This is a genomic window from Kutzneria sp. 744 (assembly GCF_000568255.1).
Classification (GTDB): domain Bacteria; phylum Actinomycetota; class Actinomycetes; order Mycobacteriales; family Pseudonocardiaceae; genus Kutzneria.
On the sequence record NZ_KK037166.1, the window covers coordinates 2,303,194 to 2,313,523 of the forward strand.

Sequence of the window (10,330 nt, forward strand, 5' to 3'; positions counted from 1 at the left end):
GCGCCGCCAGCCGGGCCCCGAAAGACTCGCTCACGCTGCCTCCTTCGTCGGCAGCGCGACCGCCGCTACAGCGTTGAATGGTTCGCTCGCAAGCTCGCTCACGCTTTCGCACCCTTCAGCCCGGCCTGGAGCGCCTGGAGCGACCGCACGCCGATGTCCCCCCGGATGAGGGCCTCGATGCCGTGCACGGCCGCGGCAGCCCCGGAAACGGTGGTGATGCACGGGATGTCCCGCGCCACCGCCGCCGTCCGGATCTCGTAGCCGTCCACGCGAGGGCCGTGGTTGCCGTACGGGGTGTTCATGATCATGTCCACCTCGCCGGCCAGGATCTTCTCCACGATGTTGCCCTCGCCCTCGAAGTGCTTGCGCACCACCGTGCAGGCGACACCGTTGCGGCGCAGCACCTCCGCGGTCCCGGTGGTGGCCAGGATCTCGAAGCCCAGGTCGGCCAGCCGCTTGACCGGGAACACCATGGCCCGCTTGTCCCGGTTGGCCACCGACACGAACACCCGGCCCTTGGTCGGCAGCGAGCCGTAGGAGGCGGTCTGGGACTTGGCGAAGGCCTTGCCGAACGAGAAGTCCACGCCCATGACCTCGCCGGTGGACTTCATCTCCGGCCCGAGCAGCGAGTCCACGCCCTTGCCCTCCGGCGTGCGGAAGCGGTGGAACGGCAGGACCGCCTCCTTCACCGCGACCGGGCAGTCGTCGGGCATCTCGGCGCCGTCGCCGCTGGCCGGCAGCACGCCCTCCTCGCGGAGTTCGGCGATGGTGGCGCCCAGCGCGATGCGGGCCGCGGCCTTGGCCAGCGGCACCGCCGTCGCCTTGGACACGAACGGCACCGTCCGCGACGCGCGGGGGTTGGCCTCCAGCACGTACAGCACGTCGTCCTTGAGCGCGTACTGCACGTTCAGCAGGCCACGCACGCCGACGCCGTGGGCGATGGCCTCGGTGGAGCGGCGCACGGCCTCCATGTCGCTGCGGCCCAGCGTTATCGGCGGCAGCGCGCACGAGGAGTCGCCGGAGTGGATGCCGGCCTCCTCGATGTGCTCCATGACGCCGCCGATGTAGACCTGCTCGCCGTCGCACAGGGCGTCCACGTCGATCTCGATGGCGTCGTCGAGGAACCGGTCGACCAGGACCGGGTGCTCGGGCGACACCTCGGTGGCGCGGGCGATGTAGCCGGCCAGCGTGTCCTCGTCGTAGACGATCTCCATGCCGCGGCCGCCGAGCACGTACGAGGGCCGCACCAGCACCGGGTAGCCGATCTCGTCGGCGATCCGCTTGGCCTGCGGGAACGACGTGGCGGTGCCGTACTTGGGCGCGGGCAGGCCGGCCGCGGTGAGCACCTCGCCGAACGCGCCGCGGTCCTCGGCCAGGTGGATGGCCCCGGGCGAGGTGCCGACCACCGGCACGCCGGCGTCGGCCAGCCGCTGCGCCAGCCCGAGCGGGGTCTGCCCGCCCAGCTGGACGATGACGCCGGCGACCGTGCCGGACTCGCGCTCGGAGTGCACGACCTCCAGCACGTCCTCGAACGTCAGCGGCTCGAAGTACAGGCGGTCGGAGGTGTCGTAGTTCGGTGGACACCGTCTCCGGGTTGCAGTTGACCATCACGGTCTCGAACCCGGCCCGCCGCAGCTCCATGGCCGCGTGCACGCAGGAGTAGTCGAACTCGATGCCCTGCCCGATGCGGTTGGGCCCGGAGCCCAGGATCAGCACCTTGGGCTTCTCCCGCTGCGGCAGCACCTCGGTCTCGGCCGCGGGGTCCGACTCGTAGGCCGAGTAGTGGTACGGCGTGAGCGCGGCGAACTCGGCGGCGCAGGTGTCCACGGTCTTGAACACCGGCCGCACCTTGAGGCGGTGCCGCAGGATGCGGACGCCGTCCTCGCCGGCCAGCTCCGGCCGCAGCGACGCGATCTGCCGGTCGGACAGGCCGGCCCGCTTCGAACGCCGCAGCAGCGCCTCGTCCAGCACGGCCGCGTCCACGATCTCCTCGCGGAGCTCGCCGAGGGCGGCGATCTGGTCGATGAACCACGGGTCGATGCCGGACGCCTCGTGCACCTGCTCCACCGAGGCCCCGAGCCGCAGCGCCCGCTCCACGGTGTAGAGCCGGCCGTCGTGGCCCCGCTCCAGCGCCTTGAGCGTGTCCTCCAGGGTGACGCCCTCGGGATCGGGGCGCGTCCAGAAGCCGGCGTCCTTGGTCTCCATGGAGCGCAGCGCCTTGTTCAGCGCCTCGGAGAAGTTGCGACCGATGGACATGGCCTCGCCCACCGACTTCATGGTGGTGGTCAGCGTCGGGTCCGCGCCGGGGAACTTCTCGAAGGCGAACCGCGGCACCTTGACGACCACGTAGTCGAGGGTCGGCTCGAAGGAGGCCGGGGTCTCGCCGGTGATGTCGTTCTGGATCTCGTCCAGCGTGTAGCCGATGGCCAAGCGGGCCGCGATCTTGGCGATCGGGAAGCCGGTGGCCTTCGACGCCAGCGCCGAGGACCGGGACACCCGCGGGTTCATCTCGATGACGACCATGCGGCCGGTCTGCGGGTTGATGGCGAACTGGATGTTGCAGCCGCCGGTCTCCACGCCGACCGCGCGCAGCACGTCGATGCCGACGTCGCGCATGTGCTGGTACTCGCGGTCGGTCAGGGTCATGGCCGGCGCGACCGTCACGGAGTCGCCGGTGTGCACGCCCATCGGGTCGATGTTCTCGATCGAGCAGATGACCACGACGTTGTCGTTGCGGTCCCGCATGAGTTCGAGCTCGTACTCCTTCCAGCCGAGCACGCTCTCCTCGATCAGCACCTCGGTCACCGGCGACTCGTCCAGGCCGACCGTGGCCAGCCGCTCCAGCTCGTCCGGGGTGTGCGCCATGCCGGAACCCAGGCCGCCCATGGTGAACGACGGCCGGATGACCACCGGCAGGCCCAGCTCGGCGACGGTGTCGCGGACCTCCTCCATCGTCTTGCAGACCCGGCTGCGCGGGGTCTCGGCGCCGACGGAGGCGCAGATGTCCTTGAACAGCTGGCGGTCCTCGCCGCGCTGGATGGCGTCGATGTCGGCGCCGATCAGCTCGACGCCGTACTTCTCCAGCACGCCGCGCTCGTGCAGGGCGACGGCGGTGTTCAGCGCGGTCTGCCCGCCGAGGGTGGCCAGCACGGCCTGGATCGGGTGGCCGAGCGCCTGCTCCTCGGCGATCACCTTCTCCACGAACTCGGCCGTGATCGGCTCGATGTAGGTGGCGTCGGCGAACTCCGGGTCGGTCATGATCGTGGCCGGGTTGGAGTTGACCAGGCTGACCCGCAGGCCCTCGTCGCGCAGCACCCGGCACGCCTGGGTGCCGGAGTAGTCGAACTCGCAGGCCTGGCCGATCACGATCGGCCCCGAGCCGATCACCAGGACGTGGGAGATGTCGGTCCTCTTCGGCATCAGCGGGCCTCACTCATCAGCTGGCAGAACTCGTCGAACAGGGCGGCCGCGTCGTGCGGGCCGGCGGCGGCCTCCGGGTGGTACTGCACGGAGAAGGCGGGCGCCTCAAGGCAGCGCAGGCCCTCGACCGTGCCGTCGTTCGGGCAGTAGTGGCTCACGGTGGCCGCGCCGAACGGGGTGTCGAAGCGCTCCCCCGGCTCGCCCTCCAGGGCGAAGCCGTGGTTCTGGGCGGTGATGGCGACGCGGCCGGTGGCGGTGTCGATCACCGGCACGTTGATGCCGCGGTGGCCGTACTGGAGCTTGTACGTGCCGCGGCCCAGCGCCCGGCCCAGGATCTGGTTGCCGAAGCAGATGCCGAACAGCGGGATCCGCCGCTCCAGCACGCCCTTGGTCAGCGCGACGCCGTGGTCCTGGGTGGCCGGGTCGCCCGGGCCGTTGGACAGGAACACGCCGTCCGCCTCGACGGCGAGGATGTCGTCGAGGGTCGACGTCAGCGGCAGCACGTGGACCTCGATGCCACGGGCGGCCATCATGCGCGGGGTGTTGGACTTGATGCCCAGGTCCAGCGCGGCCACCCGGAACCGGCGCTCGCCGTCGGCCGGCACCACGTAGGTCTGCGCGGTGGTGACGTCGCCGGCCAGGTCCGCGCCCCTCATCTGCGGGGCGGCCTTCACCTTGGCCAGCATCGTGTCCAGATCGGACAGCTCGTCGCCGGAGAACACCCCGGCCCGCATGGCCCCCTTGTCCCGGATGTGCCGGGTCAGGGTGCGGGTGTCGACGCCGGCGATGCCGACGACGCCCTGGCGCACCAGCTCGTCGTCCAGCGTGCCGGTGGCCCGCCAGTTGGACGGGCGGCGGGCGGGATCCCGCACCACGTAACCGGAAACCCAGATCCGCGACGACTCGTCGTCCTCGTCGTTCCAGCCGGTGTTGCCGATCTGCGGGGCCGTCTGCACCACGATCTGGCCGTGGTACGAGGGATCCGTCAGCGTCTCCTGGTACCCGGTCATGCCCGTGCAGAACACGACCTCGCCCAGGGACGCGCCGAGCGCCCCGTACGCCTCACCGCGGAAGACCCGGCCGTCCTCGACCACCAACGCGGCCTGCTCGCGAGCACTCACTGCGCGCCACCTCCAACGCCTGCCATGGACCGCAGCGCGGTCACCCACTCCTGGTAGTGCTCTTTCTCATCGGCCCGGAACCCGCTGTCCAGCAGCTGGTCGGAGACCTGCCACCGGATGATGAGCAGGCCGTCGCCGAACATGACCTTGCCGGCCAGCCCCTGGCCGACCCGCGCGTCCCGCACCGTCTCGCGGGGGATCCAGACCGGGGTCGCGCCCACCCGGTCGATGAGCAGACCCTTGTCGTGCAGGTGAAGCGTCGCCTCCGAGCGGAAGCCGACGTCGCCCACCGCGACCCGGTTCTGCCAGCTGTCGTCCAGCGTGGTGCTGACGTACACGCCGCTCTGCTCGGGCAGCAGCTCGCCGCCGAGCTCGGACGGCGCGGCCGGGAAGGCCGGCAGCGTCGTCGCCTGCCGGCGGGCCTTGTTGCGCCAGCCCCACCACATCGCGGCGGCGCACAGCACGAAGAAGGCCACCACGATCAGCACCAACACGAGGCGCGTCATGACTGGACCTTCCCCTCGGACACGGTGACCCGCCCGCGCAGCATCGTGGTGCGCACGACCCCCGGCAACTCCATGCCCTCGAACGGGGTGTTGCCGGCGATGCTGGCCAGCTCGGACCCGCGCACCGTCCACGTGGCATGGGGGTCGACCAGCGTCAACGTCGCCGGCTCGCCGACGGCCAGGGGCCGGCCCTGGTCGGGCAGGCCGGCGATCTCGGCCGGCTTCTCGCTCATCACCCGGGCCACGCCGCGCCAGTCCAGCAGGCCCGGCCGCACCAGCGTCTCGACCACGATGGACAGCGCCGTCTGCAGCCCCAGCATGCCGGGGCGGGCGGCCGACCACTCGCAGTCCTTGTCCTGCGGCGCATGCGGCGCGTGGTCGGTGGCGACGCAGTCGACGACACCCTCGGCCAGCGCCTCCCGCAGCACCTGCACGTCGGATTCGGTGCGCAGCGGCGGATTCACCTTGTTCACCGGGTCGTACGTGGCCAGGCGCTCGTCGGTCAGCAGCAGGTGATGCGGCGTGACCTCGGCGGAGACCTTGGTGCCGCGTTCCTTGGCCCAGCGCAGCACGTCGACCGTGCCGGCGGTGGAGACGTGGCAGACGTGCAGCCGCGCCCCGGTCTGCTTGGCCAGCAGGCAGTCCCGGGCCACGATCGACTCCTCGGCCGCGGCCGGCCAGCCGGCCAGCCCCAGCCTTGCCGCCCGCTCGCCCTCGTGGGCCTGCGCGTCGACGGTCAGCCGCGGCTCCTCCGCGTGCTGCGCGATCACGCCGTCCAGCGCCTTGGTGTACTCCAGGGCCCGGCGCATGATCAGCGGGTCGCTGACGCAGTGGCCGTCGTCGGAGAACACCCGCACTCCTGCCTGGCTGCGGGCCATGGTGCCCAGCTCGGCCAGCTTCTCGCCCTTGAGGCCGACGGTGACCGCGCCGACCGGGTGCACGTCGACCAGGCCGACCTCCCGGCCGCGGCGCCAGACGTGCTCCACGATCACGGCGTTGTCGGCGACCGGGTCGGTGTTGGCCATGGCGAACACGGCGGTGTAGCCGCCCAGCGCCGCCGCGGCCGAACCGGTGGCGATCGTCTCGGTGTCCTCGCGGCCCGGCTCACGCAGGTGCGTGTGCAGGTCGACGAAACCGGGCAGCGCGATCTGCCCGTCGGCGTCGATGATCTCCAACGTCATTTCTTGGCGAGTGAGCTCCTGGGTGCTGGCGGCGTCCAGCCACGGGCCGATCTCGGCGATCACGCCGTCGCGCACCAGGATGTCGACCGGGTCGCCCTCGCCGTAGAGACGGACTCCCTTGATCAGCATCATGCGGCTTCTTCCTCCCCCGCGAGCAGGTGGTACAGGACCGCCATGCGGACGTGCACCCCGTTGCGGACTTGCTCGGTGATGGCGGCGCGCGGCGAGTCCGCGACGGCCGCCGCGATCTCCATGCCACGCAGCATGGGCCCCGGATGCAGCACGACGGCGTGCTCCGGCAGTTGCTTGAACCGGCGCTCGCTGAGGCCGTAGGCGATCGAGTACTCGCGGGCCGACGGGAAGAAACCCCCGTGCATGCGCTCGGCCTGCACGCGCAGCATCATCACGGCGTCCAGCGCCGGCAGCTCCGGGTCCAGGTCGTGCGAGACCGACACCGGCCAGTTCTCCACCCCGGTCGGCAGCAGCGTCGGCGGCGCGACCAGCACGACCTCCGCGCCCAGCGCCGTCAGCAGGTGGACGTTGGACCGGGCGACCCGGCTGTGCAGCACGTCGCCGACGATCGCGATCCGCCGGCCGGCGATCGTGCCGAGCCGCTCCCGCAGGGTGGCCGCGTCCAGCAGCGCCTGCGTGGGGTGCTCGTGCATGCCGTCGCCGGCATTGACCACGCCGGTGCCGGTGCCCTCCAGCCAGCCGGCCAGGCGGTGGGCCGCCCCGGAGGCCGGGTGGCGGACGATCACCAGGTCGGCGCCGGCGGCGGACAGCGTCAGGGCCGTGTCGCGCAGCGACTCGCCCTTGCCGACCGAGGAGCCGCCGGCCGACACGTTGATCACGTCGGCGCTCATCCACTTGCCCGCGACCTCGAACGAGACGCGGGTGCGGGTGGAGTTCTCGTAGAACATCGTGACCACGGTGCGGCCGCGCAGCGTCGGCAGCTTGCGCACCTCACGGCCCAGCAGCGTGCGCTTGAGCGTGTCCGCTGTGTCGAGCACCGCGGTGGCCTGCGCCGGATCCAGGCCGTCGGTGGAGAGCAGGTGTTTCACTGGTGGTCTTCCCGTCGCAGGTACACGCCGTCGCGCCCGTCCAGCTCGTCGAGGCAGACGTGCACCTCCTCGGTGCGCGAGGTCGGCACGTTCTTGCCTACGTAGTCGGCGCGGATGGGCAGCTCGCGGTGGCCGCGGTCGACCAGCACGGCCAGCTGCACCGAGGCCGGACGGCCGGCGTCGCGCAGGGCGTCCAGGGCGGCGCGGATGGTGCGGCCGGAGAACAGCACGTCGTCGACCAGCACGACCAGGCAGTCGTCGATGCCGCCCTCGGGCAGCGTGGTCGACTCCAGCGGGCGGTTGGGCCGTCGCCGCAGGTCGTCGCGGTAGAGGGTGGTGTCGAGTGCGCCGACGGGGACGCGGACGTCGCTGAACTCGGCGATCAGTCCGGCCAGCCGGCGCGCCAGCGGCGCACCCCGACTGGGGATCCCCAACAGGACGACGGGCCGGGTTGGCTCGCCACCCAGGGACGTCTTCTCGATGATCTGATGGGCCATTCGGGCGATGGTGCGCGCGACGTCGCCGGCCGAGAGCAGCTCACGCTCGGCCGGGTCCGTCGCGCCACGAACACGCGGCGCCACGGGTGGACCTCCTTCCCCGCCTCACTGGACGGGTCCTTAAAGGACGTCGGGTCGCCCGGCATTTGCCGAGCTCAGAGGCAACGGTACCAGCCACGCTCTGTAGCCCTTACGGGTGGTTGGGGCCCCCTCCCCCGCATGACGCAGCGAAGTCAGCTTGACCTGGTGACGACAGCGAGCGACCATTACTCTGCGTATTGATCTCAGGCTCCCCGCGGCGATGACTACCGGCCGACGGGGCGAATGAACGGAGAACCGCCACATGGGCGATTACGCCAAGGCGTTGGGGGCCAAGCTCCGCGCCATCCGCCAGCAGCAGGGATTGTCACTGCATGGCGTCGAGCAGAAGTCCGGCGGTCGCTGGAAGGCGGTCGTCGTCGGCTCCTACGAGCGCGGCGACCGGGCGGTCACCGTGCAGAAGCTGGCCGAGCTGGCGGACTTCTACGGCGTGCCCGTGGCCGAACTGCTGCCCGAGGGCCGCGTGCCCTCGGGTGCCGAGCCGGCCACGAAGATCGTCATAAACCTCGAGCGGCTCCAGCAGCTGCCGGCGGAGAAGGTCGGTCCGCTGGCCCGCTACGCCGCCACCATCCAGAGCCAGCGCGGCGACTACAACGGCAAGGTGCTCTCCATCCGCACCGAGGACCTGCGGTCGCTGGCGATCATCTACGACATGACCCCCGGCGAGCTCACCGAGCAGCTCATCGACTGGGGCGTCCTGCCGCCTGAGGCTCGACCCTCGAAGGAAGACTGAGTTTTTCGCAGCGCGACCGCGCGCACAGCCTGGGGACAAACCGCAGAAGGCCGCTCCACCCGGAACATCGGGCGGAGCGGCCTTCTAGGTTCTCTTGTGCGTTACAGGGCGGCGCGCAGGTGCACCGCGATGCGCGCGATGCTGTCCAGCACGCCGTTGACGAAGCGCGGCGAGTCGTCCGTGGACAGCTCCTTGGCCAGCTCGACGGCCTCGGTGATGGCCACCGGGTCGTCCACGTCGGCCTCCCACAGCAGCTCGTACACACCCAGCCGGAGCACCGCGCGGTCCACCGCCGGCATCCGGGCCAGGGTCCAGCCCTCGGCGTGCTCGGAGATCAGCTCGTCGATCCGCGCACGGTTGGCCGTGACGCCCTCGACCAGGGCGATCGTGTAGTCGCTGACCGGGGGCACGTCGGGCGAGCCGACCCGGTCGGCGAGCAGGGTCACGGCGTCCGCGCGGCGCAGGTCGGCCTCGTACAGGACGTCGACCGCGCGTTTGCGGTATTTGCTGCGGGCACCCATCAGGCGTTGACTCGCCCGAGGTAGCGGCCGTCGCGGGTGTCGACCTTGACCTTCTCGCCCGTGGTGACGAACAGCGGCACCTGGATCTCGGCGCCGGTCTCCAGCGTGGCGGGCTTGGTGCCGCCGGTGGAGCGGTCGCCCTGCAGGCCCGGGTCGGTGTGCTGGATGACCAGCTCGACCGAGGTCGGGAGCTCGATGAACAGCGCGACGCCCTCGTGCACCGCGACGATGGCCTCGGTGTTCTCCAGCATGTAGTTGGCGGCCTCGCCGACGGTCTCGGACGGGATCGTCATCTGGTCGTAGGTGTCGCCGTCCATGAAGACGAAGTCGGCGCCGTCCTTGTACAGGTAGGTCATGCCGCGCTTGTCGACGGTGGCCGTCTCGACCTTGGTGCCCGCGTTGAAGGTGCGGTCGACCACCTTGCCGCTGAGCACGTGCTTGAGGGTGGTGCGCACGAACGCGCCGCCCTTGCCGGGCTTGACGTGCTGGAACGCGATGACGGTCCACAGCCCGTTGTCGAGGCTGAGCACGAGGCCGTTCTTCAGGTCGTTGGTGGTGGCCACGGTGGTGGAATCTCCTGTAGTCGCGGACGGGCCGCAGTGCGCGGACCAATGTGTTTCGGGTCGTGCGTCAGACGACCACGAGTTCCTTCGTGGTCAGGGTGAGCAGCTCGGGCGCACCCTCGCGCACGATGAGGGTGTCCTCGATGCGGACGCCACCCTGCCCGGGGACGTAGATTCCGGGCTCGACGGTGACCGCCATGCCGGCGGCTAGTGTACCGGTACCGGCCCTGCTCAGTGCCGGAGCCTCGTGGATCTCCAGGCCGACGCCGTGTCCGAGACCGTGCATGAACTGCTCGGACCGGCCGGCGGCGGCGATCACCGAGCGGGCCGCGTCGTCCACCTCGGCCAGCGGCGTGTCCGGGGCCAGCGCCTGGACGCCGGCGCGCTGGGCCGCCGCCACGAGCTCGTACATCTCGGTCTGCCAGCCGGCCGGGCGGCCCAGCACCATCGTGCGGGTCATGTCCGAGTGGTAGCCGTCGACCAGCGCCCCGAAGTCCATCTTCACCAGGTCGCCGGCCTTGAGCTGCGCGTCGGTCGGCTCGTGGTGCGGGATCGCCGAGTGCGCCCCCGCGGCGACGATCGTCGCGAACGAGGGTCCCTCGGCCCCCTGGTCGCGCATGCCGTCGTC

9 protein-coding genes and 1 pseudogene are annotated in these 10,330 nt (G+C 71.1%); 1 reads left to right on the forward strand and 9 read right to left on the reverse strand.

What is annotated here, in order from left to right; translation table 11 throughout:
* Positions 1-98 precede the first annotated feature (98 nt).
* The 6 genes and pseudogenes from carB to pyrR form a co-directional block, all read right to left on the reverse strand.
* Positions 99-3,420, reverse strand: a pseudogene (carB, locus tag KUTG_RS10280) (carbamoyl-phosphate synthase large subunit).
* Positions 3,420-4,541 carry a glutamine-hydrolyzing carbamoyl-phosphate synthase small subunit gene (gene carA, locus KUTG_RS10285; protein WP_043716546.1) on the reverse strand — a complete coding sequence of 374 codons (1,122 nt, stop codon included), beginning with the start codon at positions 4,539-4,541 and terminating at the stop codon, positions 3,420-3,422. Before carA ends, carB begins: the two are co-directional and overlap by 1 nt.
* Positions 4,538-5,047, reverse strand: a complete 510-nt coding sequence (locus KUTG_RS10290; RefSeq protein ID WP_043716547.1) for a PH-like domain-containing protein — start codon at positions 5,045-5,047, stop codon at positions 4,538-4,540. The genes carA and KUTG_RS10290 overlap by 4 nt, the downstream gene beginning before the upstream one ends.
* Complete coding sequence (locus tag KUTG_RS10295) at positions 5,044-6,357, reverse strand: dihydroorotase (RefSeq protein ID WP_043728841.1); 1,314 nt, start codon at positions 6,355-6,357, stop codon at positions 5,044-5,046. The genes KUTG_RS10290 and KUTG_RS10295 overlap by 4 nt, the downstream gene beginning before the upstream one ends.
* Positions 6,357-7,289 carry an aspartate carbamoyltransferase catalytic subunit gene (locus KUTG_RS10300; RefSeq protein WP_043716548.1) on the reverse strand — a complete coding sequence of 311 codons (933 nt, stop codon included), beginning with the start codon at positions 7,287-7,289 and terminating at the stop codon, positions 6,357-6,359. Before KUTG_RS10300 ends, KUTG_RS10295 begins: the two co-directional genes overlap by 1 nt.
* Positions 7,286-7,870 carry a bifunctional pyr operon transcriptional regulator/uracil phosphoribosyltransferase PyrR gene (gene pyrR, locus KUTG_RS10305; RefSeq protein WP_043716550.1) on the reverse strand — a complete coding sequence of 195 codons (585 nt, stop codon included), beginning with the start codon at positions 7,868-7,870 and terminating at the stop codon, positions 7,286-7,288. The genes KUTG_RS10300 and pyrR overlap by 4 nt, the downstream gene beginning before the upstream one ends.
* A 259-nt stretch (positions 7,871-8,129) precedes the next feature.
* On the opposite strand from pyrR, the gene KUTG_RS10310 reads away from it, so the two are divergent.
* The gene (locus KUTG_RS10310) at positions 8,130-8,618 is read left to right on the forward strand and encodes a transcriptional regulator BldD (protein WP_015803953.1); all 489 of its coding nucleotides are present in this window, start codon (positions 8,130-8,132) and stop codon (positions 8,616-8,618) included.
* Between the two features lie 101 nt (positions 8,619-8,719).
* Here the strand turns inward: KUTG_RS10310 and nusB are convergent, their stop codons facing one another.
* From nusB to KUTG_RS10325, 3 genes are all read right to left on the reverse strand, one after another.
* Positions 8,720-9,139, reverse strand: a complete 420-nt coding sequence (nusB, locus tag KUTG_RS10315; RefSeq protein ID WP_043716552.1) for a transcription antitermination factor NusB — start codon at positions 9,137-9,139, stop codon at positions 8,720-8,722.
* A complete protein-coding gene (gene efp, locus KUTG_RS10320) occupies positions 9,139-9,702 on the reverse strand; it encodes an elongation factor P (protein ID WP_043716554.1) in 564 nt (187 codons plus the stop codon). Before efp ends, nusB begins: the two co-directional genes overlap by 1 nt.
* 67 nt (positions 9,703-9,769) lie before the next feature.
* Positions 9,770-10,330 (reverse strand): M24 family metallopeptidase (locus KUTG_RS10325; protein ID WP_043716556.1); only part of this gene is annotated, 561 nt, incomplete at its 5' end.